Genomic DNA, 26,569 nt, shown 5'->3' on the forward strand with positions numbered 1-26,569 from the left:
TCTTTCCGATCCCGGCCGACGCTACCCGAGGTGCTGCCCGAACGCGGCCTTCGCAGCCGGTGCTCCGGCGCCGATCGGTCCGGCCACCACCGCGGCGTCCGTGACCAGGCCGTCGGGGCGGCCCCGCAGCACCCAGACCGCGCCGTTCCCGCCGTCCTCGTTCACGGCGGCGGACGCCAGGTCGGCGTAGCCGTTGCCGTTGATGTCGAGCAGCCGGACCGCGCTGCTGAACCGGTCGTCAGCCTCGGCCGTGCCGGGGACGTTCGCGGTGTCCTGGCTGAAGGCCTGCGCACCACTCCCGGTCAGGCCTGCGGCGCTGCCGCGCAGCAGGGTGACGTAACCGGCGTCCCGGACGCTGCCCAGGTCCTCGTACGGGGCGCCGACCGCGATGTCGTCGATGCCGTCACCGTCCACGTCCCCGGCCGACAGGGCCGCACCGAAACCGTCGCCCGGCTCGGCGCTGCCCGGAACGCCCGGGGTGTCCTGGGTGATCGTGGTCCAGTCCGCCTCCGGGCTGAGCCCGGTGTGCGCGCCGTAGGCGACCGTCACCTCACCCGCGTCGCCGCCGGTGTTCCCGAGGACGAGGTCGCCCAGGCCGTCGCCGTTGACGTCGCCGATGGTGACGGCCGCGTGCGAGTCGGCTGCCGCCTTCACCGGGGTGCCCCGGTCCCCCGGCCCGCCCGCGCCGCCGAGGAACAGCGCGGTGCCGAACCCGCCGTCGCCGGTGTACTCGGTGAACGCGAGGTCGTCGCGCCCGTCCCCGTTCACATCGCCGGACGCCGCCCCGTACAGGTCGTGGTACTGCTCACCGGTGAAGAGCGAGGTGGTGGCCGGCACCCCGGTGCGGCTGACCGGGCCGTTCCAGACCAGCCCCTCGGAGCCGGACGGGTCGTCGCCGGCCGGGATTCCGGTGCGGAGCGCCACCAGGTCGGGGTGGCCGTCACCGTTGTAGTCCCCGGTCTGCACCAGATTGCCGTGGCCGGGGACCGGGGTGCCGCCGGTCAGGCCGGCCGGGCCGCCCCAGACGATGACCGCGTCGGCGTTGTGCGGTCCGCCGGCGACCAGGTCCGTGTAGCCGTCGCCGTCCAGGTCGGCCGCCGCGGTGTCGGCGCCGAAGCCCTGACCCGCGGTGGCGTCGCCCGGGACGCCGGCGGTGGCGCGGCTGACCGTGAGGTGGGACGCGGCCGAGACGCCGTGCGCGGAGCCGTACAGGACAGTGATGTACCCGGCCCCGGCCCGGCCGCCGACCGTGCCGCCCGGCGCGCCGACCACCAGGTCCTGGTAGCCGTCGCCGTTGAAGTCCTGGTGTGCGGCGGTGGCCGGGGCCGCGGCCACCGCCGCGGGAGGACCGGCCGGAGCTCCGACGGCCAGCGCGGCGGCGATCCCCGGCACGGTCAGGAGTATGGAGCGCAGACGGGGTGCGTTCATCGCGAGCAGCCTTCCGACGGCTTTCCCATGGTTGCTCACCATGACCGGCGGGAGGGGCAGTTGGTTGTACGCGCGGTGGTACGCAGAGGCAGCCGCCCCGGCCGCCGTACGACCGACGGCCCGCGTCAGGCGAGTGCCGCGCGCTCCTTCAGCGGCTCCCACCAGGCGCGGTTGTCGCGGTACCACTGCACGGTCTCCGCGAGCCCGTCCGCGAAGTCCTTGCGCGGCCGGTACCCGAGTTCCGTACGGATCTTGGCGCAGTCCACCGAGTACCGCCGGTCGTGGCCCTTGCGGTCGGCGACGTACTCGACGCTGGTGTCCCAGTCGGCCCCGCAGGCCTTGAGCAGCAGCCCGGTGAGTTCCTTGTTGGAGAGCTCGGTGCCGCCGCCGATGTTGTACACCTCGCCCGCGCGGCCCTTCGTACGGACCAGCTCGATGCCCTGCACATGGTCGTCGATGTGCAGCCAGTCGCGAACGTTGGCCCCGTCGCCGTACAGCGGGACGGACTTGCCGTCCAGCAGGTTGGTGATGAAGAGCGGGATGACCTTCTCCGGGAAGTGGTGGTGCCCGTAGTTGTTGGAGCAGCGGGTCACCCGCACGTCCAGGCCGTGGGTGCGGTGGTAGGAGAGCGCGATCAGATCGCTGGACGCCTTGGCCGACGAGTAGGGCGAGTTGGGTTCGAGCGGGTGGGTCTCGGGCCAGGAGCCCTCGTCGATCGAGCCGTACACCTCGTCGGTCGAGATGTGCACGAACGTGCCGATGCCGGCCCGGTGCGCCGCGTCGACCAGGGTGTGGGTGCCGAGCACATTGGTCCGCACGAATTCGGCGCCGCCGTCGATCGACCGGTCGACATGGGACTCGGCGGCGAAGTGCACCACCTGGTCGTGCTCCGCCATCAGCTTGCCGGCCAGCGCGGGATCGCAGATGTCGCCCTGTACGAAGGAGAATCCGGGGTGGTCCCGGACCTCGTCGAGGTTGGCAGGGTTGCCCGCGTAGGTGAGCTTGTCGAGCACGGTGACCGTGATGTCGCCCGGGCCCTGGGGGCCGAGGACCGTGCGGACGTAGTGCGAGCCGATGAAGCCGGCGCCGCCGGTCACCAGAATCCTGTTCGTCATGAAGAGATCTGCACCTTGCTGTGGTCGCCGAGGACGAGTCGGTGGGCTGCTGGGCTGCGGGGCGAGGGTGTCACCTCGACGCCCCGGCCGATCAGCGAGGCCGCGATCCTGCGGACCCCGGTGATCGACGAGTCGCGCAGGACGATGGAGTACTCGATCTCGCTGTCCTCGATCCGGCACCCCTCGGAGACCGAGGTGTACGGACCGATGTACGCGTCGCTGATCACCGTGGACGCGCCGATGATCGCGGGCCCCACGATACGGCTGCGGGTGACCTGGGCGCCCTTCTCGATCCTGACGCGTCCGATGATCTCGCTGGCCTCGTCGGCCGTGCCGTCCTCGCAGGGCTCGACGGTCTCCAGGACCGCGCGGTTGACCTCCAGCATGTCGGTGACGTTGCCGGTGTCCTTCCAGTAGCCGGAGATCGTCGTGGAGTGCACGTCCTGCTGCTGGTCGATCAGCCACTGGATGGCGTGCGTGATCTCCAGCTCGCCGCGCCGGGAGGGCCCGATGGCGCGGACCGCCTCGTGCACGGCCGGGGTGAAGAGATAGACGCCGACGAGCGCGAGATCGCTCTTGGGGACCTCCGGCTTCTCCTCCAGCGCGACGACGCGGCCCTCACCGTCGAGTTCGGCCACGCCGAACGCCGTCGGATCGGGGACCTTGGTGAGCAGGATCTGGGCGTCGGGGCGGGCGGCCCGGAAGCCGTCGACCAGGCCGGTGATGCCCCCGACGATGAAGTTGTCACCGAGGTACATGACGAAGTCCTCGTCGCCGAGGAAGTCGCGGGAGATGAGCACGGCGTGGGCCAGGCCACGCGGTGCCTCCTGCGGGATGTAGGTGACCTCGATGCCGAAGCGGGATCCGTCCCCGACGGCCGCGCGGATCTCCTCGGCGGTGTCACCCACGACGATGCCGACGTCGGTGATGCCCGCGTCGGCGATCGCTTCGAGCCCGTAGAACAGCACCGGCTTGTTGGCGACCGGCACGAGCTGTTTCGCGGAGGTGTGTGTGATGGGGCGCAGGCGCGTGCCCGCACCGCCGGAAAGGACGAGAGCCTTCACGTTGTGGTCCCTTGCGAGCAGTCGGTCTGGCTTGATCCGTCCTGTGGGATTTTATCCATCCTCATGTCGCGAAGCCGTAAGTACAAATGCAGTACGGCCGCCGCGCGAGGTGCGCGAACGGCCGTACGAAAGGTTCGGTACGAAGGGATCGGACCGAGCCGCTGTCAGTCGCCGACCGCCGAGTCGACGGGGGTGGCGTCCGAGTCGTTCAGGCCGGGTGCGCCCTCCGGTTCGGCGGCGCCCGTGCGCTGCGCGACGGCCGCGTTGCGGGCGTCGGCCTTGGCCGTGAGCGCCCGTACAGCAGCGTTGAACTGCTCCATCGAGGTGGGCTCGTCGGGGCCGAGCAGATACTCCTTCAGCTCCCGGCGGTCGTCGGCCAGCGGGTCGGCCGAGGACTCGGTGATCGCCGTGAGCAGCCGGTCGATCTCCTTGGCGGAGTTGGAGAGGATCACGGCAGCACGTACTGCGGTGTTCTGCCGCTTGAATTCCTCCGCGCCCAGTTCGGCCGAGTCGGTGACGGCGTAGGGCTTGCCGCTCGCGATGAAGTCCGAGACGACGCTGGAGATGTCCGAGACCATTCCGTCCGACTCGTTGAAGCAGTCGTACAGGTGCGGCTGGCCGCCGGTGATGACGCGGTGCTCCCAGTATCCGAAGGTCCGCCAGTAGGTGCGGTTCCACTGGGAGCGCAGGGTGGTCGTCTCGTCCTCGCGCGCCGGGTCGGCCAGCGAGGCCCGCGACTCCTCGGACTCGTCGGCGTCCGCCGGGCCGCCCTGCGCCAGCTCGTCCAGCCTGGCCTCGATGCGGGTCAGCTCCGCCTGCGCTGCGGCCCGGTCGGCGGCACCGGCCGCGGCCTGCTCGGTCCAGCGGGGCTCGGCCGCGCGGTCGGCTGCGGCCTTCTCGACCATAGCCGTGATCCGCAGGTGGGCCGCCTTGGCCTTCGCGCTGCGGGTGCCGGTGAAGGGGTGCGGCTTGTAGAGCACCCGGACCGGCTGCTTGGCGCCGAGCAGCCGCTTGACGATGTTCTCCCCGGCCAGCAGCAGCGAGGTGTTGCCCGGGTTGTCGTCCCAGCCCTCCCAGGTGGGGGCGTACAGCACGGTCGGGATCTGCTGCTTCGGGGTGCCGGTCCAGCTCTCGATGGGGGCCAGCTGGGGGCGGCCCACCTCGACGATGTCCTCGTCGCGCACGCCGACGTCGGCCAGCGCGTAACGGTCCCGGCCGGCTCGGCCCGCGGTCCACACCTCGTCGTACGCCTTGCTGTACGGGTTGACGCTGGCGAGCTTGTCGCTGTCGCCGTGCCCGATGAAGACGTGCTTGATGGTCGGGACGCGGAGCATGTGGATGTTCTTGCCGACGTTCGCCGCGTACAGCGCGACGCGCACGGTGGAGAGGTCCATGTTCATCAGGTGCACACCACCGGGCACGCACACCACGGGCACCGTGGTCGATGCGAGCTGGGACACGATGGCGCGCTCACGCAGGATGATCAGCGGGCGCCCCTCGGCCTGGGCCATCGTCTCCAGCCACATGTTCACCTGATAGGCGGAGTCCCTGGAGCCCGAGAAGTAGAGGGCGACGGTCGGCCGGTACTCGCGCAGCCAGTCGTCGAGCCCTGCGAGCACCGTGGCGGCGGAGGGGACGCGGCGGCCCTTGAGGATGTACGGGACCAGCGCGGCGATGTAGAGGACGGCGAGGCCCAGCGTGATGAAGATGCCGAAGTAGCCGTAGTCGTCGGTGCCGGTCTTGGCCGCGATCACCAGGCCGACCATCGCGAAGACGTCCAGGTGGAGCATCTTCTCGGCGGCACGGTTCAGCAGCCGGCGCGGCGGGGGCCCGGGGATCGGGATGGCGCCGAGGTCGACGTTGCGGGTGACCACCGGCATGACGCGGCGCAGCCGGATGAGGGTGGTCAGCGTGCCGTGCGCGGCCTGGAGACCGTAGAAGAGCAGGAAACAGGCGACGGCGGCGTAGTAGACCCGCTGCTCGGCGAGCTGAAGGCGGGCGAGCAGCAGAATAAGCAGCAGTTCGCGCAGGAGGAAACGGATCGACAGGCCGGCGCGGACCTTGGCCAGCCGGTTGATGAGATAGCTGCGGCGCTGGTGCAGGAACCAGTCGGACACATAGGTCACGAGGGTGGCAGCGGCGAAGAACCAGATATTGGGGATCAGCGCTGCGATCATCACGCACGGGTAGCTGAGCCCCATGAAGGCTGCGGCGATCAGCTCGGACCGGCTGCCTACGCGCGCCAGTCGAATGGCGGTCGAAATCACGAAGAACCTGCTCCAGGGGGTGCCGGTTTTATTCTGGGGGGATTGATTCGATCGGGTGCGATCCGGGGATTTCGCGGGATTTCTCCGGATACTTTATTTGGGGAAAATGTGAAGGCGAGGCTTCACGCATTCGGGCCTCTGCGATTCGCGCGACGCGATCACAGAGGCCCGAAAAGAAACGTCTACTTATACCGGGGAAGTATTACACATCTTCCTGACGGTCCAGTACTGAGGCCAGCGCCTGCTCGAACCCTGACGCCTCCGCGCTGGCGTCGCGCGTCGGGTCCTGCTGGCGTACGTCGATGACGTGGCCGGTCAGCTCGGAGAGCAGAACGTCCAGCGAGGTACGGGCCACGGCCTCCGAAGAGAGCAGGCTGCCCTCGGGCTCCTGGCCGAACGCCTTGGTGCGCATCGGGGTCGCCGTGCGCTCCGGGTTGACGCAGTTGACCCGGACACCGTCACCGGCCCACTCGTCCGAGAGGGCCTGGGTGAGATTCACCATGGCCGCCTTGGTGGACGAGTACAGGCTGTATTCGGCGCGACCCCGCGTGTAGCTGCTGGAGGTGTAGAGCAGCAGCTGGCCCTTGGTCTCCGCCAGGTACTTGTACGAGGCGCGCGCGATCTGCACCGGCGCCAGGTAGTTGACGTTCAGCGCTTCCTGAATGGTGGTGTTGTCCGTCTCGGCCAGCTTGCCGATGCGCAGCACGCCCGCGGTGTTGATGACGTAGTCGATCCGGCCCGTCTCCGAGTACGCCTTGGAGAGCGCGTCGTCGACGTGCTCCGGGTTCTCGACGTGCGTACCGGTGGTGGAGCGGCCCAGCGCGTACACCTTCGCACCGTAGGACTCGGCGATGGCGGCGATGTCGGCGCCGATGCCGTACGAACCGCCGAAGACCACCAGGGTCTTGTCGGTCAGCAGCTCGCGGTAGGCGGCCTCGTCGGCCTGGCGCGGGGCCGCGGTGGAGGCCAGCTGGAACAGCTTGTCGGTGATGAAGACATCGACGGGCTGGGTGACCTTCATGTTGTACTCGTCGCCCGCGACCACGTAGATCGGCACGTCGGGCAGGTACTTGAGCACGACCGAGCAGTCGTCGGTGGCCTGGAAGTTCGGGTCGCCCGCTGCGACGTCGTACGCCCGACGGATCGTGGAGAGCTTGAAGGCCTGCGGGGTCTGCCCGCGGCGCAGCCGGGAGCGGTCCGGGACCTCGGTGATGAACTCGCCGTCCTCGCCGTGGGTGCGGGTCACGATGATCGTGTCCGCGGACGGGATGGCGACGTCGACGGCCTGGTAGCGCTCCAGCGCGTCCACACAGTCCTTGATCACGCGCTGCGAGAGCAGCGGGCGCACGGCGTCGTGGAAGAGGACGTTGCGGTCCTCACCCTCGGCCAGCCCTTCGCCGAGTGCGGCGATGGCGCGCTCGGTGGTCTCGTTGCGGGTGGAACCGCCCTCGATGATCCGGGTGACCTTGGTGAGACCGGACTTGGCGACGATCTTCTCGATGTCCGGTACGTAGCCCGGGGCCATCAGCACGATCACGTCGTCGATGGAATCGGCCTGCTGGAAAATCGTCAGGGTGTGCTCGATCACAGCCTTCCCGGCGATCTTCAGCAGTTGCTTGGGGATCGACAGACCCACGCGCTGGCCGGTACCACCGGCGAGAACGACTGCTGTAGTCCGGGGCTTGGTTGCTTTGTGCTGCACAGACACAGACGACCTACCTTGCGATGACGAGGGAACGGTGTGATGGTCGCACTCTCCGTGACCGTCTCGCAAGGTGGACGCCAAGCCTCCACAACCCTTGCGATACCGCGTGTTCACCCTAAGGGCAGGAAAGTGACTTGGATCCCCCCAGCCACTGTGAGTGACCGACACCACAGGGTGCGAGGGTAACTCATGGCTTGACGTCGGCCACGGTGAGGGCCAGGTCGTTGCTGACGGTGTAGTACGGACGCACCCTGACCCACTGCTGCGGCCTGCCGCGGACCTTCCGTACGGCCTTGCGCAGCGCCCCCCAGGGGCGCTTCTTGCGCACCAGGGCCGGCGGACAGGAGTAGACGGTCTTCTTGTCCACCACGTCGTCGAGGATGCGGCCGATCTTCACCGGCCGCGTCTGCGGTGCGTACCGCAGCCATATGTCCCAGTAGTCGTTGCCGGTGAGCAGACGGGCGGCCGGGCCGGCCGCGGGGAAGGTGACCCGGAAGCCGTCCGTGCCCTCGCGGCTGCCGGGGAAGGCCAGTTCCTCGCTCGTACCGCCGCGGCGGCGCAGCAGCAGGACCGGGTCCCCGGCGAGCGCGGCCGCCCCCAACAGGGTTCCCGACACGGTGAGTTGAGTCCCGTCGACGCCGATGTCCCCGGCTTCGGCGTGCACGGGTCTGTTCCAGCTGCGCATGGTCAGGAAGCCCTTGTCCTTGAGCCGGTGGGCGACCTGGTTGCGCACCCCGTCGTTCCGCGCGGCGCGCAGCGGGCCGCGCTGGTCGACGGAGCGGGCGGCGATCCGTACCCGCCGTCCGGAGCCGGCCGCCTCGGCGTAGAAGTCCCAGACCCCCTCGGCGAACTCCTCGCCGGCCGGGACGACCGCGACACCGTCCGCGTCGAAGGGGTACGAGCGCTGGTCGGTCCGGTCGTCGGCGCGCGAGCAGAGCAGCCGCTGCCCGTCGTGCGCCGACGGGTCCGCGGCATCGGAGCCCTCGGGGCCCTCGGGGCCCGGTACGAGGGTGACGGTCAGCTCGCCGTCCGGACGCACCACACAGTCCGCCTCCGGTGCGAACGCCGGCCGGCCGGCGCGGCTCGCGGCCTGTGGGCGCAGTGCGGTGAAGAGCTTCTCGTACTGCTCGGTGACCTGACTGGGGTCGAAGCGGCGGGCGTTGGCGAGCGCCGCCGAACTCATCCGGCGCCGCAGTTCCTCGTCGTCGATGAGCTTCAGGAGCGCGGCGGCGACCGCGGCGCTGTCGCCGACGGGCACGAGCAGTCCGTCCACGCCGTCCTCGATGATCTCGCGGGGGCCGTAGTCGCAGTCCGTGGAGACGACCGGCAGCCCGCAGCGCATCGCCTCGACCAGCGTCATGCCGAAGGACTCGTGGCGGGAGGTGGACACGGCGATGGCGCCCTTGGCCCACTCGGGCTCGATGGGCGAGTGGGGGCCCATGAGATGGACCCGGTTGTGCAGGCCCCTGGTCTCGATGCGCTCCCGGAGTTTCGGGCGTTCGGAACCCCCGCCGTAGATCCGCAGGGTCCAGTCCGGGCGTTCGGCGGCCACCTCCGCGAAGGCGTCGACCAGTACCTGGTACTGCTTCTCGGGCGCCAGCCGCCCGGCGGCGACCACGGTGGTGCCGCTGCCGTCGGACGGCGCGACGGGCGGTTCGGGAACGCTGTTGGGGATCGCGAGCACCCGGGTCGCGGGCAGCGGCATCTTCTCGCGGTACACCGCGGCGTCGCCCTCGGAGACGGTCACGAAGGCGTCGAGTGCGGCCAGGTGCTCGTACAGCTGGGAGCGCAGGGCCTGCTTGTGGTGGTTGTGCGTCATGTGCTCCTGGCCGATGAGCACCGCACCGGCCGGGGCGAACTGGGCGACGTACGCCACCAGACCGGGCCGGGTACCGATGACGACGTCCGCGTCCGATGCGGCGTAGTGCTTGCGCACCCGCTGGTCGGAGAGCTTGCTGTACTCCTTGAAACGCGCCTCGGCCGCCGGCAGGCACTGCGAGGGCTGCCGCTGGAGCGGATGCTCCAGTTCATTGGCCATCGAGGCGGGATCGGTGTCGACCAGGGGTACGACGGTGATCCGGGGGTCGATCCGGAACAGCGGGATCTCCCGGTGCCGGAAGACCGAGACGATCTCGACCTCGTGCCGGTCGGCGAGCTCTTCGGCCAGGTTCAGTGTGGTCTTGATCGTGCCGCCGATCCCGTAGACCGTGTGGATGAGGAAGGAGATCTTCATCTGCCCCGTAACTCCGCTTCCGCTACTCCGGGCCGGTGCACAACCCCCGCCATGACATCGCAGGCCCGCGTTCACGGGTGGTTGGTCATCCACCCGCTTACAAGACACCTGTTGGCAACCATCGGTTGTGCATTTCTGTGAAGCGGCCGCGGGAACGGACTGCGCGATGGCCCGGAACAGTCGGCGCAACAGCCCGGAGGCCCGGGAACGCGTCGGCGTTCCCGGGCCTCCGGGCTGCTGGGTGGTTCCGTCAGAACGTGTGCGGTTCTGCTAGAACGGCTTGAACTCGTCGTACTCCTTGTCCGACTCGTCCCGTTCGGCCTGGCGGTCCCGGCGCTTCTGCTCGGCGGGCCGGGGCGCTTCGAGGCGGTGGTCCTCGCCACGGCGGCCGAGCATCTCGGCGCCCGCCATCATCGTCGGCTCCCAGTCGAAGACCACGGCGTTGTCCTCGGCGCCGATGGCCACGCCGTCACCCGCACGGGCACCGGCCTTCATCAGCTGGTCCTCGACACCGAGGCGGCTGAGCCGGTCGGCGAGGTAGCCGACGGCCTCGTCGTTGCTGAAGTCGGTCTGGCGGACCCAGCGTTCGGGCTTCTCGCCGCGGACGCGGTAGACGCCTTCCTCCTCCTCGAAGCTGACCGTGAAGCCCGCGTCGTCGACGGCCTTCGGGCGGATGACGACCCGGGTGGCCTCCTCGGCCGGCTTCGCCGCGCGCGCCTCGGCGATGATGCCGGCCAGCGCGAAGGACAGCTCCTTCAGCCCCAGATGGGCCACGGCGGAGACCTCGAAGACCTGGTAGCCGCGCGCCTCCAGATCCGGGCGGATCATGTCGGCGAGGTCCTGGCCGTCGGGGATGTCGACCTTGTTGAGGGCGACGATACGGGGCCGGTTCTCCAGGCCGCCGTACAGCTTGAGCTCCTCCTCGATCATGTCGAGGTCGGAGACCGGGTCACGGTCGGACTCCAGCGTCGCCGTGTCCAGCACGTGCACGAGCACCGAGCAGCGCTCGACGTGTCGCAGGAACTCCAGGCCGAGGCCCTTGCCCTGGCTGGCGCCGGGGATGAGACCGGGGACGTCCGCGATGGTGTAGACGGTCGAACCGGCCGTCACCACACCGAGGTTGGGGACGAGCGTGGTGAACGGGTAGTCCGCGATCTTCGGCTTGGCCGCGCTCAGCACCGAGATCAGCGAGGACTTGCCTGCGCTCGGGTAGCCGACGAGCGCCACGTCGGCGACGGTCTTGAGCTCCAGGACGATGTCCCGGGACTCCCCCGGCTCGCCGAGGAGCGCGAACCCGGGCGCCTTGCGGCGGGCCGAGGCCAGCGCGTGGTTCCCGAGGCCACCGCGGCCGCCCTGGCCCGCGACGAAGGTGGTGCCCTGGCCGACCAGGTCGGCCAGGACGTTCCCGTCCTTGTCCAGCACGACGGTGCCGTCCGGCACGGGCAGCACGAGGTCGTGCCCGTCCTTGCCGGAGCGGTTGTCACCGGCGCCGGGCTGGCCGTTGGTGGCCTTGCGGTGCGGGCTGTGGTGGTAGTCGAGCAGTGTGGTCACGGCCTGCTCCACGACGAGGATGACGTCGCCGCCCCGCCCGCCGTTGCCGCCGTCGGGTCCGCCGAGCGGCTTGAACTTCTCACGGTGTACGGAGGCGCAGCCGTGGCCCCCGCTACCCGCGGCGGCATGCAGCTCGACGCGGTCCACGAAGGTGGTCATGGGTGTGCCTCCAGAAACGTACGGAATTGTCTTACCTGTAACACGCGAAAGGCGGACCGGCTTCCCGTAAGCAACGGGAAACCTGGTCCGCCCTCGACAGATCGCTCTACGGCAGCCTAGGGATCAGGCGACCGGAACGATGTTCACGACCTTGCGGCCGCGGTGCGTGCCGAACTCGACCGAACCGGGGTTCAGCGCGAACAGCGTGTCGTCGCCGCCACGGCCGACGCCGGTGCCCGGGTGGAAGTGGGTGCCGCGCTGGCGGACCAGGATCTCACCGGCGTTGACGACCTGACCGCCGAAGCGCTTCACGCCGAGCCGCTGAGCATTGGAATCGCGCCCGTTCCGAGTGGACGATGCGCCCTTCTTGTGTGCCATGTCTCAGTCCCTTACTTCGCAGCCGCGGGGATACCGGTGACCTTGATCGCCGTGTACTGCTGGCGGTGACCCTGGCGACGGCGGTAGCCGGTCTTGTTCTTGTAGCGAAGGATGTCGATCTTCGCGCCCTTGTGGTGATCCACGACCTCGGCCTGGACCTTGATACCGGCAAGCACCCACGGGTCGCTGGTGACCGCGTCACCGTCGACCACGAGCAGGGTCGAGAGCTCGACCGTGTCGCCAACCTTGGCGGTGGGAATCTTGTCAACCTCAACGATGTCGTCGACAGCAACCTTGTGCTGACGACCACCGCTGCGCACGATGGCGTACACGCGGATCTCTCTTTCGCTCGGAATCGGCCCTCTGATGCCAGCCGCTCACACGGGTCCGGGGACCCGCGACGATCCGGAATGGACGAGCGGCCTCTCCCGGCGGAGCCAGGAGGGAGTTGCTCAGAGGTGTGGCGCAAGGAAACACGCCGAGGGGTAAGGCTACGGGGCGGGGTCCGGGGGGTCAAACCGGCCCCTGACGGGGTCCGGGCAGGACGGCCGGACAGCCAGGTGCGGCCCTCCCGGAGGAGGGCCGCACCTTTCGTCTGACGGGCCGGCGCGGGTCAGTCCTCGGTGGAGGCCGTGACTCCGGGCGCCGACTGCTCCTCGGCGGCGACCGTCTTCTTGGTCGCCTTCTTGGCCGTCGTCTTCTTGGCCGCGGTGGTCTTCTTCGCCGCGGTCTTCTTGGCGGCCGCCTTCTTCGCGGGCGCCTTCTTGGCCGTCTTGCGCGCGGCCGTCTTCTTGGCCGGTGCCTCGGTCTCCGCAGCCGCGGGGGCCTCGTCCGACGGGGACTCGACCACGACGACAGACGCATCGGCCGCGCCCGCGGGGGCGGTGGCCTTACGGGTCGCCCGGCGGCGAGCCCGCGGCGGTGCGGCTTCGGCGGCCGGCTCGGCGGAGGCCTGCGGCTCCTCGGCCACGGGGGCCGGGGCCTCCTCGACCACGATCTCCGCGGTCTCGTCGGCTGCCTTGGGCGCACCGGCCGGGGCCGTGGCCTTACGGGTCGCCCGACGGCGCCCACGGGCCGGAGCGGCCTCCTGGGCGGGCTCGGGCTCGGCGACCGGCTCGGCGGCCGGCTGCTGGGCGGCGGGCTGCTCGGCGACCGGCTCGGGAGCGGCGGGCTGCTCGCTCACGGGCTCGGAGACGGCCGGTTCGGAGACAACCGGCTCGGGCTCGGGCTGCGTACCCTTCGGGGCGCCGGCCGGGGCCGACACCTTGCGGGTCGCCCTGCGGCGGCCGCGGCTGCGCGTGGCGGCCGCCTCCGCCTCGGCGGGGCTGCTGTACAGCTCCTCGTCCGGTACGAAGCTCTCCGGCTCGTCCGCCACGGGGACCACATCGACGTACTCGGTGTCCGCCTCGTGGTCGTGTGCCTCGTCGTGACCCTGGTCCGACGTGTGCTCGTGGTCGGCCGTGTGCTCGTGGTCGCCGCCCGCGCCGCGGCCGCGCTTCTTGGAGCGCTTGCCACCGCCGCCACCGGCCGACGTCGGCTGCTCCATGTGCACGATCACGCCGCGCCCGTTGCAGTGGACGCAGGTCTCGGAGAAGGACTCAAGGAGGCCCTGGCCGACCCGCTTACGGGTCATCTGGACCAGGCCGAGCGAGGTGACCTCGGCGACCTGGTGCTTCGTACGGTCCCGGCCCAGGCACTCCAGCAGACGCCGCAGCACCAGGTCCCGGTTGGACTCCAGCACCATGTCGATGAAGTCCACGACGACGATGCCGCCGAGGTCGCGCAGCCGCAGCTGGCGGACGATCTCCTCGGCCGCCTCCAGGTTGTTCTTGGTCACCGTCTCTTCGAGGTTGCCGCCCTGGCCGGTGAACTTGCCGGTGTTGACGTCGACCACGACCATCGCCTCGGTCTTGTCGATCACCAGCGACCCGCCGCTGGGCAGATAGACCTTGCGGTCCAGCGCCTTCATCAGCTGCTCGTCGATGCGGTACGTCGCGAAGACGTCGACCTCGGACGTCCAGCGCGAGAGCCGGTCGGCCAGGTCGGGGGCGACATGGGCGACGTAACCGTGGATCGTGTCCCAGGCTTCGTTGCCGCTGACGATGACCTTCGAGAAGTCCTCGTTGAAGATGTCGCGGACGACCCGGACGGTCATGTCCGGCTCGCCGTAGAGCAGCGTCGGGGCATTGCTGCTGCCGCCGCTCTTCGCCTTCTTCTCGATGTCCTCCCACTGCGCCTGGAGCCGCTCGACGTCACGGCGCAGCTCGTCCTCGCTGGCGCCCTCGGCAGCGGTACGCACGATGACGCCCGCGTCCTCGGGAACGATCTTCTTGAGGATGGTCTTCAGCCGGGAGCGCTCGGTGTCGGGCAGCTTGCGGCTGATGCCGGTCATCGAGCCCTCGGGCACGTAGACCAGGTAGCGGCCGGGCAGCGAGACCTGGCTGGTCAGGCGAGCGCCCTTGTGGCCGATCGGGTCCTTGGTCACCTGGACCAGGACCGACTGGCCCGACTTGAGCGCGGTCTCGATACGGCGCGGCCCGTGGGCCATGCCGAGCGCCTCGAAGTTGACCTCACCGGCGTACAGGACGGCGTTGCGGCCCTTGCCGATGTCGACGAACGCGGCCTCCATCGACGGCAGCACGTTCTGGACCTTGCCCAGGTAGACGTTGCCGACGTAGCTGGTGGCCTGCTCCTTGTTGACGTAGTGCTCGACCAGCACGTTGTCCTCAAGGACACCGATCTGGGTGCGCTCGCCGTGCTGGCGGACGACCATCACCCGCTCGACGGCCTCACGGCGGGCCAGGAACTCGGCCTCCGTGATGATCGGGACGCGACGGCGGCCCTGCTCGCGCCCCTCGCGGCGGCGCTGCTTCTTCGCCTCCATCCGGGTCGAGCCCTTGATGGACTGGACCTCGTCGAAGCCGGTGCCGGGCTCGCGCTCGGCTGCTTCCTTCTTGCGCGGCTCACGGACCTTGACGACCGTGCGCTCCGGGTCGTCGGCCACGGCGTCGGCGTCGGTGCCGGTGTCACCGCTGCGACGGCGACGGCGACGGCGACGCCGGCTGCTGCTGGACCCGGAGGCCGCGTGGTCGTCGTCCTCCTCGTCCGTGCCCGTGGCGGAGGCCGCGTGGCCGTCCTCCTCCTCGTCCGGACCCTCCGCCTCGGTGTCGCTGGAGTCGCGGCGGTCGCTGCGGTCGCTGCGGTCGTCACGGTCGTTGCTGTCGTTGTCGTCCGTGTCTCCGGACTCGCCACGACGGCGGCGGCGGCCACCCCGGCGACGGCGGCGCGAGGGCCGGTCACCGTACTCGTCGGACTCGTCGCCGTGCTGCGCGTCATCGGCGGACTGCTCGTCGGCCTCGGCCTCATCGGCCGCGGGCTGCTCGGCCGCGGCGGGCGCGGCCACCGGCTCCGGAGCCTTTTCGGCTTCCGCGGGCTCGCCACGGCGACGGCGGCGACGGCCGCGCGTGCCGCCCTGCGGCGCGGACTCGGCGGGCTCGGACGCCTTGACGGTCTCCTCGACCGCTGCCTCGTCCTCCTCGGCCTCTTCCGCGGACTGGGCGGGCCGGGCGGCGGCAGCGGCGGCAGCGGTCTCCGGCGTCTGGAACATCGGCTCGGCGAAGACAGGGGCCTGGAAGACGGCCACGGCGGGGCGCTGCGCACGGCGGCGCGAGCCGCGACCGGGCTCCGCGGCCTCGGCGGGCTCCGCGGGGCGCTGCGCCTTCTCCTTCTCGCCGACAGCGGTGAACTGCGGGGACTCGGCCCTGCGGCGCTTGCGTCCGCGCGGCGCGGCCTCGGTCTCCTCGGCGAGCGCCTCGGCCACGGCCTCGGGCAGGCTCTCGCCTGCGGCCTCGGGCTGGCCGGCATCGGACTGCCGACCGGACTGCGGGCTGGCGGCGGGCGAGGTGGCACGGCGGCGGCTGCGGCCGCGCGGCGCTTCGGCGGCCGGGGCCTCGGCGGCGGGCGCTGCGGGCGCGGCGGCCTGCTCGGTCGCGGGCTGCTCGGCCGCGGCGGGCGCGGTGGCCTTACGGGTGGCACGGCGGCGGGTACGCGCCGGAGCGGCGTCCTGCGTCACGGCGGACTCGGCCGGCTCATCGGAACCGGCGGACGGGGCGGTCTCCGCCGCACCGGCGGTCTCAGTCGTGGTGCTCGCCCGGTCCGCGGCCTCGGAGCTCTTCGGTGCGCCGGCGGGCGCGGTGGCCTTACGGGTGGCACGGCGGCGGGTACGCGCCGGGGCGGCGTCCTGCGCCTCGGCGGACTCGGACGACTCGGTGTTCCGCACAGTCTCATCGGCCACAACGGGCTCCGGCTCAGCAGCGGCCACGACGGCCTGGGTGGTCTGCGGCTCGTCCACGGGCGCGCCGGTGGACCGGGTGGCGCGGCGGCGGGACCTCGTGGGCGCCGCCGTTTCGGACGGCCCTGACGTTTCTGCGGCTTCCACGGCGGATACTGCGGTGGCACCGTCCGAACCGGGCTGCGGTGCGCCCGCAGGGGCGGAGGCACGGCGGCGGGCACGGCCGCGCGGCGCTTCGGCGGCGGGCTCCTCGCTCACCGCTTCGGCGGGCGCGGCGTCCGTGGCGGGACCCGCGATGGGGGTCTCCCCTGGTCGAGCGTCGTCGAGAGCTCGGGCAACGGTCGCCTTACGGGTGGCGCGGCGGCGGGCGGGCGGCGCCGCTGTCTCACCTGCGCCGGAGTCGGCCTCGGTGGCCTCCGCGGCCGGTATGGCCGGCGTCACCACTGCGGCCTCTTCGGCGGCGCCGTTCTGCGCGCCGGCCGGGGGGCCTGCGGGGCGCGACGCGGCCCTGCGCCGACGGCGCGGGGGCAGCGTGTCGCTGGGACTGGTCTCTTCGTTCGCTCCGGTGGTACCGGAATCGTTCGACTCAAGCATTGCGGGCGGTTCTCCCGTCACGCTCCCGGGCGCCGCGTCTGTGTCCGGTCCGGCACGGTCCGCGTCAGATGCACGGTCCCGCTCGTCCGGGGCGCGGGCGCCGCACGGGAGCTGATGTCTGGCTCGCCGGTTCCCTACGCGATGTACGTACGGCCTGGCGAAAGTCTTCTGGTCAGTGCGCTGCCCGACCCAGGTGGCTCCCGGATACGAGGGCTGCGCTACAACGACTGGTCCTTACGCGGCGGGACCGCCTCCGGGGCCCGGGGGCCCGAGAGGTCCGTCTCACACCGTCGCGGGTGTCCCGTCGGCGGGAAGCCGGTGGGTGGCGGTTCCGGCGGCCGTGGGTGGAGCGGCCGGGGCTGCCTCGCGGTCGGGCGAAAGCGGGTCGGTCACCGTGCCGGACTCCTCGTCGAAGAGCCCCTGCGCCAGCCTGGTCACCGCTGCGGGGACCGGCGGCGCGAGGTCGGCCACAACGCGGAGACCGGACAGGACGTCGTCGGGTCGCACAGCAGGTGTCACGTGCCGAACAACCAGCCGCAGTATCGCACAGCGCTCACCTCCCGGCCTATTGACCGGCTCGGTGCCGTCGGCTCCGCCGGCTGCGGCGTCCGTGCCGGGCTCGTGGCGGACGGCCTCCAGACCGGCCACGGCGCTGCGGGCGTCGAAGGTCCGTACGCCGTTCTTGGTGCGGCGCTGGACCTCGACCTCCCCGGCGGCGTTGAACGCGGCCACGGCCCGCTCCGCCTCCTCGAACTCCACGCCGTCCAGGCGCAGTTCCCATACGGAGGCGGTCAGCCGGTCGGCGAGGCCCGAGGTGTGGGCCTCGACCGCGTCGGTGATGTCGAGCCCGTCCGGGAGGGACTCGTCGAGCAGCTTCCGCAGCGTCCCGGGGTCACGCGCCTCGGTGAGGGCGATCTCCAGGAACTCGGCCTCGCTGCCGGTGCCGGTGGGTGCGGCATTGGCGTACGACACCTTCGGATGCGGCGTGAAGCCCGCCGAGTACGCCATCGGCACCTCGGCTCTGCGCAGCGCACGCTCGAAGGCACGCTGGAAGTCACGGTGGCTGGTGAACCGGAGGCGGCCGCGCTTGGTGTAGCGCAGTCGGATGCGCTGCACTGCCGGTGCGGGCGGCGGGCCTTCGGGCTGTCGCTTGCCCAGTGGTTCTTCTCCTCGGTGCGGGGCTGGCGCGGGGGGCGCGCCGCCCTACGGCGGGGTTCCCGGGGCATCCGGCCGGCTCACCCCAGTCCGGCGGAGTATGCGCCGTGCTGGGAGATCTCTGGTCCGGCTGCCGCTTCGGGGACAGTCGATGTACTACCACCCAGAGTACGCGCACGGAGCACGACAGGTTCCCGGACATCGGCCCGATGCCGCGGAAGCAGCCCCGGAACGCAGTGGAGGCCCTGCCTCGGGGCAGGGCCTCCACACACACGCACGGGCTATTTGTTGACGACGGTCAGCGGCAGGAGTTTCTTGCCGGTCGGCCCGATCTGGATGTCGAGGTCGAGCTGGGGGCACACCCCGCAGTCGAAGCACGGCGTCCAGCGGCAGTCCTCGACCTCGGTCTCGTCGAGCGAGTCCTGCCAGTCCTCCCAGAGCCAGTCCTTGTCGAGACCGGAGTCCAGGTGGTCCCAGGGCAGGACCTCCTCGTACGTGCGCTCACGGGTCGTGTACCAGTCGACGTCCACGCCGAAGCCGGGGAGCGTCTGCTCGGCCGCCTTCATCCAGCGGTCGTAGCTGAAGTACTCGCGCCAGCCGTCGAACCGGCCGCCGCCCTCGTACACCGCGCGGATGACCGAGCCGACCCGGCGGTCACCGCGCGAGAGCAGGCCCTCGACGATGCCGGGCTTGCCGTCGTGGTAGCGGAAGCCGATCGAGCGGCCGTACTTCTTGTCGCCGCGGATCTTGTCGCGCAGCTTGGTGAGCCGGGCGTCGGTGTCCTCGGCGGAGAGCTGCGGCGCCCACTGGAACGGGGTGTGCGGCTTGGGCACGAAACCGCCGATGGAGACGGTGCAGCGGATGTCGTTCTGGCCGGAGACGCGGCGCCCCTCGGCGATGACGTTGACCGCCATGTCGCCGATCTGGAGGACGTCCTCGTCCGTCTCGGTGGGCAGGCCGCACATGAAGTACAGCTTCACCTGGCGCCAGCCGTTGCCGTACGCGGTGGAGACCGTACGGATCAGGTCCTCCTCCGAGACCATCTTGTTGATGACCTTGCGGATGCGCTCGGAGCCGCCCTCGGGGGCGAAGGTCAGGCCGGACCTGCGGCCGTTCCTGGTGAGCTCGTTGGCCAGGTCGATGTTGAACGCGTCCACCCGGGTCGACGGCAGCGAGAGGCCGACCTTGTCCTCGGTGTAGCGGTCGGCGAGGCCCTTGGCGATGTCACCGATCTCGCTGTGGTCCGCGGACGACAGCGACAGGAGGCCGACCTCCTCGAAGCCGGTCGCCTTGAGACCCTTCTCCACCATGTCGCCGATGCCGGTGATGCTTCGCTCCCGCACGGGGCGCGTGATCATGCCGGCCTGGCAGAAACGGCAGCCGCGGGTGCAGCCGCGGAAGATCTCGACGGACATCCGCTCGTGGACGGTCTCGGCGAGCGGGACGAGCGGCTGCTTCGGGTAGGGCCACTCGTCGAGGTCCATGACGGTGTGCTTGGAGACCCGCCACGGCACGCCCGACTTGTTGGGAACGACACGGCCGATACGCCCGTCGGGCAGGTACTCGACGTCGTAGAAGCGCGGGACGTAGACACCGCCGGTCTTCGAGAGCCGGAAGAGCACCTCGTCGCGGCCGCCGGGACGCCCTTCGGCCTTCCAGGCGCGGACGATCTCGGTGATCTCCAGGACCGCCTGCTCACCGTCGCCGATGACCGCGCAGTCGATGAAGTCGGCGATCGGCTCGGGGTTGAACGCCGCATGGCCGCCCGCGAGCACGATCGGGTCGTCGAGGGTCCGGTCCTTGGCGTCCAGCGGGATGTCCGCGAGATCCAGGGCGGTGAGCATGTTGGTGTAGCCGAGCTCGGTGGAGAAGCTCAGCCCGAAGACGTCGAACGCCTTCACCGGGCGGTGCGCGTCGACCGTGAACTGCGGCACCTTGTGCTCGCGCATCAGCTCTTCGAGGTCCGGCCAGACGCTGTAGGTGCGCTCGGCGAGCACACCCTCGCGCTCGTTGAGCACCTCGTAGAGGATCATGACGCCCTGGTTGGGCAGTCCGACCTCGTATGCGTCCGGGTACATCAGCGCCCAGCGGACGTCGCAGCTCTCCCACGGCTTGACGGTGGAGTTCAGCTCTCCGCCCACGTACTGGATGGGCTTCTGGACGTGCGGGAGAAGCGCTTCCAGTCGCGGGAAGACCGACTCGACCGACTCGACAGGCATGGTGGTGTCTCTCATGAGCGGGCAGGGATGACCATCCAGCGTACCCCGGCGGCCGGCCTCCGCCGCCCGCCCGGGAATCCGCCGGGGGTCAGGCCGACATGGGCCGCTGCACCCGGATCGACTGGAGCAGCCCGATCGCGACCCACACGGCGAACATCGAGGACCCCCCGTACGAGACGAACGGCAGCGGAAGCCCTGCCACCGGCATGATGCCGAGCGTCATCCCGATGTTCTCGAACGCCTGGAAGGCGAACCAGGCGATGATCCCGGCCGCGACGATCGTGCCGTACAGCTCGGTCGTCTCCCGGGCGATCCGGCAGGCGCGCCAGAGCACGATGCCGAGCAGGACCAGGATCAGTCCGGCGCCCACGAAGCCGAGTTCCTCACCGGCGACGGTGAAGACGAAGTCGGTCTGCTGCTCGGGGACGAACTGCCCGGTGGTCTGGGAGCCGTGGAAGAGGCCGGTTCCGTGCAGGCCGCCCGAACCGATCGCGATCCGCGCCTGGTTGGTGTTGTAGCCGACGCCCGCCGGGTCGAGCGCGGGGTTGGCGAAGGCGGCGAAGCGGGCGATCTGGTATTCGTCGAGCAGCCCGGCCTTCCAGACCCCGATGGCGCCGACCACTCCGGTGCCGATGAGCCCGACCACCCAGCGGTTGGAGGCGCCGGAGGCCAGCAGGATGCCGAGGACGATCATCGCGATCACCATGACCGAGCCGAGGTCCGGCATCAGCATGATGATGAAGATCGGGATGGCGGCCACCCCGAGCGCCTTGGCGACCGTGCGGTGGTCGGGATGGTCCTGGTCACCCGCGTCCACCCGGGAGGCGAGGATCATCGCCATCCCCAGAATGATCGTGATCTTGGTGAACTCGGACGGCTGGAGCGAGAATCCGCCGCCGATGACGATCCAGGCGTGCGCGCCGTTCACGGTCTGCCCGAGCGGCGAGAGGACCGCGAGGATCATGAGTACGGAGATGCCGAACAGGATCGGGACCGCGCCGCGCAGGGTCCGGTGGCCGAGCCAGATGGTGCCGATCATCAGGCCGACGCCGATGCCGGTGTTCATGGCGTGGCGCAGCAGGAAGTAGTACGGGTCGCCGTGGGTGAGGGAGGTGCGCCCGCGGGTGGCCGAGTACACCAGCAGCATGCCGATGAACGACAGCGCGAGCGACGACATCAGCAGCGGCCAGTCCAGCCTGCGCATCAGCGAGTCGCGAGCGGTCAGCTTGGACCAGGTGCCCTGTTCCGGGGCGTACCGCGCTACGGAGAAACCGCCCATGTCCTAGTCCCTCCTGCCCGGTCCGGCCGCGATCTGCTGTCCGCCCGATGACGACGGCGAGGGCGCCGGCGGCGACGGATCGGGCTTGGCCGGCGTGATCTTGGGCGAGATGATCGCACCGTCCTTGTTGATCTTCGGCAGGCTCGTCTGCGGATGGGGCAGGAGCGCCTTCTTGGGGTCCTGCTTGCCGTCCTTGCCGATGCCGTACATGGCCTCGTAGATCTTGCGGACCGCGGGTCCGGCGGCGCCGGATCCGGTACCGCCCTGGGAGATCGTCATCACGATCGCGTAGTCCTTGGTGTACGTGGACAGCCACCCCGTGGTCTGCTTGCCCGCGACCTCCGCGGTGCCGGTCTTGGCGTGCAGGGGGATCTTGTTCTGCGGCCAGCCGCCGAACTGCCAGGCCGCCGTACCGCTGGTGACCACGCCCTCCAGGGCCTTGTTGATGTACGAGACGGTCGACTTGCTGTCGGGGAGCCTGCCGACGCGCTTCGGCTTGATCGGTTGCACCGTCTTGCCGTCGGCGCTGACGATCGCCTTGCCGACGCTCGGCTGGTACATCGTGCCGCCGTTGGCGAGGGCCGAGTAGATCATCGCCTCCTGGACCGGGGTGAGGAGCGTGTCGCCCTGGCCGATGGCGTAGTTGACGGAGTCACCGGCGCGGACCTGCTTGCCGTCGGTGCAGTTCTCGTACTCGATCTGCTCGACGTAGGTGCCGTTCTTCTTGCCCTGCTTGCACCAGACGTCCTTGTTGGCCTCCCAGTAGGCCTTCTTCCACTCGCGGTCCGGGACCCGGCCGGCCAGCTCGTCGGGCAGGTCGATACCGGTCTTCTTGCCGAGCCCGAACTCGTGGGCGGTCTTGAAGAACCAGTCCTTCGGGTGCTTGGGGTTGTTGCCGCCGTCCTTCTTCCACTGGTCGTAGGCCACGTGGTAGAAGACCGTGTCGCAGGAGACCTCCAGGGCCTTGCCCAGGCTGATGTCCCCGTAGTTCTCGCCCTCGAAGTTCTTGAACTCGCGGTTGCCGATGGTCATCGACGAGGTGCAGGGGTAGCCGCCGTCGGGCGCGTACCCGGCGTTGATGGCGGCGCTGGTGGAGATGACCTTGAAGGTCGAGCCGGGCGCCGACTGCCCCTGGATGGCGCGGTTCAGCAGGGGGTAGTTGGAGGACGCCTTGGTGAGCTTGCTGTAGTTCTTGGCCGAGATGCCGCCGCCCCAGACGTTGGGGTTGTACGTCGGGGCGCTGGCCATCGCGATGACCTGCCCGGTGTGGACGTCCATCACCACGGCCGCGCCCGAGTCGGCCTTGTAGTTGGTGTGGGTGACCGAGTCATAGGTTTTCCGGAGGGCCTTCATGGTCGCGTCCAGTTCCTTCTCGGTGAGCGCCTGCACCCGGGAGTCGATGCTGGTGACCAGGGAACTGCCGGGCTGCGACGCCGTCTGCCCGGCCTTGCCGATGACCCGGCCGAGGTTGTCCACCTCGTAGCGGGTGACACCGGACTTGCCGCGCAGCTGCTGGTCGTACGTGGACTCAAGACCGGCACGGCCGACCTGGTCGGAGCGGAGCAGCGGGTTGTTCGTCTTGTTCGACTTGGCGACTTCCTGGTCGGTGACCGGGCCGAGGTAGCCGAGGACCTGGGCGGCGTTGAGTCCCCCGGTGCCCGGGTAGCTGCGGACCGCGGTGGGCCCGGCGGTGATGCCGGGGAAGTCCTCGGTGCGCTCGCGGATCTGGAGCGCCTGCTGGGTGGTGGCGGTCTCGGTGACGGGGATCGGCTGGTACGGCGAGCCGTTCCAGCACGGCTTCGGTGTCTTGGCGTCGCAGAGCCTGACCTTCGCGATGACGTCCTTGGGCTTCATCCCGAGCACGCCGGCCAGCCGGGTGAGGACGGCCTTGCCGTCGTCGCTCATCCGCAACAGGTCGGTGCGGTTGGCGGAGACGACGAGCTTGGTCTCGTTGTCGGCGATCGGCACCCCGCGCGCGTCGAAGATGGAGCCTCGCACGGCGGGCTGTACGACCTGCTGGACGTGGTTGTTCCTGGCCTCCGCGCTGTACTCCTGGCCGTTGCGGATCTGGAGGTACCAGAGCCGGCCGCCGAGGGTGAGGAGGAGGGAGAAGACCAGGACCTGAATGACGACGAGCCGGATCCGGACCCGCGAGGTCCGTCCGGTCTCGGGAATATTGCTCACAGCCGTGCCCCACTGATTGTCCGGCCGGGATCCGACGGCCGTGCCCCCGCGTGTCGCAGTGTCACAGCCTCTTGACCCCCTTGATGCGTCCGGCCTTCGCCGCGCGTGACTTGGCCGCCTTCATGCGCAGGCCGCCACGCTGGCTGCCGATCTTCAGTCCGGTGCCCGTCGCCAGCCAGCCGGTGGCGACGTCGCTCGTCACTCCGCCGGTGTCGCGGCCTTCGGCGAGCGGGTCGTTCTCGGCGCGTCTCGCCAGCGCCATGATGAGCGGCACGGTGAACGGTGCGAGCAGCAGGTCGTAGATCGCGGCGCTGAACAGCAGCCCGAGCAGGCCCACATGGCGGGCTGCCGTGTCACCGACGAGGGAGCCCACCCCGGCGTAGAGCAGCGTGGAGCCGATCGCGGCGGCGACCACCACGAGCATCGGTACGGTGACGGACCTGATCCGGCCGTTCTCCGGCTTGGCGAGCCCGGCCGCGTACCCGATCACGCACAGCACCAGCGCGTACCGCCCGGCGGCGTGGTCGGCGGGCGGGGCCAGGTCGGCCAGCAGGCCGGCGCCGAAGCCGATCAGGGCGCCGCCCACATGGCCGTACACCAGGGCGAGGCCCACCACCGTGAGCAGCAGCAGGTCCGGCACGGCGCCGGGGAGTTGGAGTCGGGCGAGCACGCTCACCTGGATCACCAGGGCGACCACCACCAGCGTGGCCGAGAGCAGCATCCGGTTGAGACGCATACTGATCAGCTCCTACTGCTGGGGGGCGTTGGGGTCGGTGTTGGCCCCGGCGCCGGAAGGCGTGGCGGTGACCGTGACGGTGGGGGCGGGCTTCGGCTTGGCGGGCTTGGCGGGGAGGACCGTGTCGCGCGGGTTGCTGCGCGGCGGCTCCACGACGACGCCGACCAGGTCGAGCTTGGTGAAGCTGACGTACGGGCGGACGTAGACCGTACGGGTGAGGTCGCCGCCGGACGGGTCCACGCGGACGACCTGGCCGACCGGCACCCCGGGCACGAAGGGCTTGTCGTTGCTGGAGCCGAAGGTGACCAGCCGGTCGCCCTTCTTGACCTCGGCCTTGCCGTTCAGGAACTGGACCGAGAGCGGGCGGTCGCCGCGGCCGGTGGCGAAGCCGACCTCGTCGGTCTTCTCCATCCGGGTGCCGACGGTGAAGTCGGGGTCGTTGGCGAGCAGCACGGTGGCGGTGTTGGGGCCGACGGTGGTGACCCGGCCGACGAGTCCGTCCCCGTTGAGCACGGTCATGTCCCGCTTGATGCCGTCGGCGGTTCCGGCGTCGATGGTGACCGTCCAGGAGAACCCCTGGGCCGCTCCTATGGCGATGACCTGGGCACCCTTGATCCCGTACTGGCCCGCGCCGGCGGTCTTGAGCATGCTGTCGAGCTGGCGTACGCGGCTGCGGTTGCGGGCGCTGCTGCCGAGCTGCTGCTTCAGAGCGGTGTTCTCACGCTGCAGCGCGCTGATGCGGTTGTGCCGGTCGCCGGAGTCCCGTACTGCACCGATGGCGTTGCCGACCGGGTTCACGGCGTCCGCGACACCGCTCTCGACCGGTCCGAACACGGTGGCGGCGGCGTGCCGGGCGCCATCCACCGGAGACGCCTCACCGCCGCGGATGTCCACCGTGATCAGCGCGAACGCGATGGCGATCAGCAGCACCAGGAGCAGCCGGCTCTCTCGTGTGTCCCTCACGTGCGGAGGCCGTGCCTTCCTCGTCGGAATTCATATGCGTTTGTGGAGTTCTGCGTTTGTGGAGCTCCGTGTCTGTGGAGCTCTACGTCCATGAAGCTCTGCGTCGGTCGGACTATTCGCTTGCGGAGGCCGGCCCGGATACGGACGGACTCTTTGCTTCAACGATCCGCCGTACGGGGCGGACATGCCCCGTACGGCTCAAGGACGGGGATCGTCACCGGCGGGGCTGGGCGTCCAGGACCTGCTGGAGTGCCTCGAACTCCTCGACGCACTTGCCCGATCCGAGGGCGACGGAGTCGAGCGGGTCCTCGGCGATGTGGATGGGCATGCCCGTCTCGTGGCGCAGCCGCTCGTCCAGACCGCGGAGCAGCGCCCCGCCGCCGGTGAGGACGATGCCGCGGTCCATGACGTCGCCGGAGAGCTCGGGCGGGCACTTGTCGAGCGTCGTCTTGACCGCGTCGACAATGGCGTTGACCGGCTCCTCGATGGCCTTGCGGACCTCGGCGGCGGAGATCACCACCGTCTTGGGCAGCCCGGACACGAGATCGCGGCCGCGGATCTCGGTGTGCTCGTCCTTCTCCAGATCGAACGCGGAGCCGATCGTGATCTTGATCTGTTCGGCGGTGCGCTCACCGAGGAGGAGGGAGTACTCCTTCTTGATGTGCTGGATGATCGCGTTGTCCAGCTCGTCGCCCGCGACCCGGATCGACTGCGCCGTGACGATTCCTCCGAGCGAGATCACCGCGACCTCGGTGGTGCCGCCGCCGATGTCGACCACCATGTTGCCGGTGGCCTCGTGGACGGGCAGCCCCGAGCCGATGGCGGCCGCCATGGGCTCTTCGATGATGTGCACCTGGCGGGCGCCCGCCTGGGTCGACGCCTCGATGACGGCGCGGCGCTCGACCCCTGTGATGCCCGAGGGAACACAGACGACGACGCGCGGCCGGGCCAGGTAGCGGCGCTTGTGGATCTTCAGGATGAAGTAGCGGAGCATCCGCTCGGTGATTTCGAAGTCGGCGATCACGCCGTCCTTCAGCGGCCGTACGGCAACGATGTTGCCCGGCGTACGGCCGATCATCTTTTTCGCCTCGGCGCCTACGGCGAGGATCCCGCCGGTGTTGGTGTTGATGGCGACGACGGAGGGTTCGTTGAGGACGATTCCTCGACCCCTGACGTACACCAGCGTGTTGGCAGTCCCGAGGTCGATAGCCATGTCACGGCCGATGAACGACATTGAGTTCCCCTTGT

At 70.1% G+C, this 26,569-nt stretch carries 17 protein-coding genes; all 17 read right to left on the bottom strand.

Going from position 1 to position 26,569, the window contains the following annotated elements:
* Window positions 1–21: 21 nt before the first annotated feature.
* A complete protein-coding gene (locus tag OHB13_RS11070) occupies window positions 22–1,428 on the bottom strand; it encodes an FG-GAP-like repeat-containing protein (protein ID WP_328376936.1) in 1,407 nt (468 codons plus the stop codon).
* 125 nt (window positions 1,429–1,553) lie between these two features.
* Complete coding sequence (rfbB, locus tag OHB13_RS11075; RefSeq protein WP_328376937.1) at window positions 1,554–2,543, bottom strand: dTDP-glucose 4,6-dehydratase; 990 nt, start codon at window positions 2,541–2,543, stop codon at window positions 1,554–1,556.
* Complete coding sequence (locus OHB13_RS11080) at window positions 2,540–3,607, bottom strand: glucose-1-phosphate thymidylyltransferase (protein WP_328376938.1); 1,068 nt, start codon at window positions 3,605–3,607, stop codon at window positions 2,540–2,542. Before OHB13_RS11080 ends, rfbB begins: the two co-directional genes overlap by 4 nt.
* A 164-nt stretch (window positions 3,608–3,771) precedes the next feature.
* Window positions 3,772–5,874 (bottom strand): hypothetical protein, encoded by a 2,103-nt coding sequence (locus OHB13_RS11085; protein ID WP_328376939.1) that lies wholly within the window; start codon window positions 5,872–5,874, stop codon window positions 3,772–3,774.
* A 202-nt stretch (window positions 5,875–6,076) separates the two neighbouring features.
* A complete protein-coding gene (locus tag OHB13_RS11090; RefSeq protein ID WP_266857057.1) occupies window positions 6,077–7,582 on the bottom strand; it encodes a bifunctional cytidylyltransferase/SDR family oxidoreductase in 1,506 nt (501 codons plus the stop codon).
* Window positions 7,583–7,766: 184 nt separating this feature from the next.
* Complete coding sequence (locus OHB13_RS11095) at window positions 7,767–9,812, bottom strand: glycosyltransferase family 4 protein (RefSeq protein ID WP_328376940.1); 2,046 nt, start codon at window positions 9,810–9,812, stop codon at window positions 7,767–7,769.
* 270 nt (window positions 9,813–10,082) lie between these two features.
* On the bottom strand, window positions 10,083–11,522 hold the full coding sequence (gene obgE / locus OHB13_RS11100; protein WP_266857053.1) for a GTPase ObgE: 1,440 nt from the start codon (window positions 11,520–11,522) through the stop codon (window positions 10,083–10,085).
* A gap of 123 nt (window positions 11,523–11,645) precedes the next feature.
* Window positions 11,646–11,900 (bottom strand): 50S ribosomal protein L27, encoded by a 255-nt coding sequence (gene rpmA / locus OHB13_RS11105; protein WP_164265539.1) that lies wholly within the window; start codon window positions 11,898–11,900, stop codon window positions 11,646–11,648.
* An 11-nt stretch (window positions 11,901–11,911) separates the two neighbouring features.
* A complete protein-coding gene (gene rplU / locus OHB13_RS11110; RefSeq protein WP_164265538.1) occupies window positions 11,912–12,232 on the bottom strand; it encodes a 50S ribosomal protein L21 in 321 nt (106 codons plus the stop codon).
* Between the two features lie 281 nt (window positions 12,233–12,513).
* Window positions 12,514–16,785, bottom strand: a complete 4,272-nt coding sequence (locus OHB13_RS11115) for an Rne/Rng family ribonuclease (protein ID WP_328376941.1) — start codon at window positions 16,783–16,785, stop codon at window positions 12,514–12,516.
* A gap of 282 nt (window positions 16,786–17,067) precedes the next feature.
* Entirely contained in the window at window positions 17,068–17,901 is an 834-nt protein-coding gene (locus OHB13_RS11120) for a TIGR03936 family radical SAM-associated protein (RefSeq protein ID WP_328376942.1), read from the bottom strand.
* A gap of 320 nt (window positions 17,902–18,221) precedes the next feature.
* Complete coding sequence (locus OHB13_RS11125; RefSeq protein WP_266857046.1) at window positions 18,222–20,159, bottom strand: TIGR03960 family B12-binding radical SAM protein; 1,938 nt, start codon at window positions 20,157–20,159, stop codon at window positions 18,222–18,224.
* A gap of 88 nt (window positions 20,160–20,247) precedes the next feature.
* Window positions 20,248–21,438: a rod shape-determining protein RodA gene (rodA, locus tag OHB13_RS11130; RefSeq protein ID WP_266857044.1), complete on the bottom strand. Its 1,191-nt coding sequence runs from the start codon at window positions 21,436–21,438 to the stop codon at window positions 20,248–20,250.
* Window positions 21,439–21,441: 3 nt separating this feature from the next.
* The gene (gene mrdA, locus OHB13_RS11135) at window positions 21,442–23,622 is read right to left on the bottom strand and encodes a penicillin-binding protein 2 (protein WP_328376943.1); all 2,181 of its coding nucleotides are present in this window, start codon (window positions 23,620–23,622) and stop codon (window positions 21,442–21,444) included.
* 61 nt (window positions 23,623–23,683) lie between these two features.
* Window positions 23,684–24,358, bottom strand: coding sequence for a rod shape-determining protein MreD (gene mreD, locus OHB13_RS11140; RefSeq protein ID WP_266857040.1), 675 nt, complete (start codon window positions 24,356–24,358; stop codon window positions 23,684–23,686).
* A gap of 12 nt (window positions 24,359–24,370) precedes the next feature.
* Complete coding sequence (gene mreC, locus OHB13_RS11145) at window positions 24,371–25,321, bottom strand: rod shape-determining protein MreC (protein ID WP_328376944.1); 951 nt, start codon at window positions 25,319–25,321, stop codon at window positions 24,371–24,373.
* A 214-nt stretch (window positions 25,322–25,535) separates the two neighbouring features.
* Window positions 25,536–26,555 (bottom strand): rod shape-determining protein, encoded by a 1,020-nt coding sequence (locus tag OHB13_RS11150; protein WP_164261203.1) that lies wholly within the window; start codon window positions 26,553–26,555, stop codon window positions 25,536–25,538.
* Window positions 26,556–26,569: the final 14 nt, after the last annotated feature.

Origin of the sequence: Streptomyces sp. NBC_00440 (assembly GCF_036014215.1) — a bacterium.
In the GTDB taxonomy this organism is placed as follows: Bacteria; Actinomycetota; Actinomycetes; order Streptomycetales; family Streptomycetaceae; genus Streptomyces.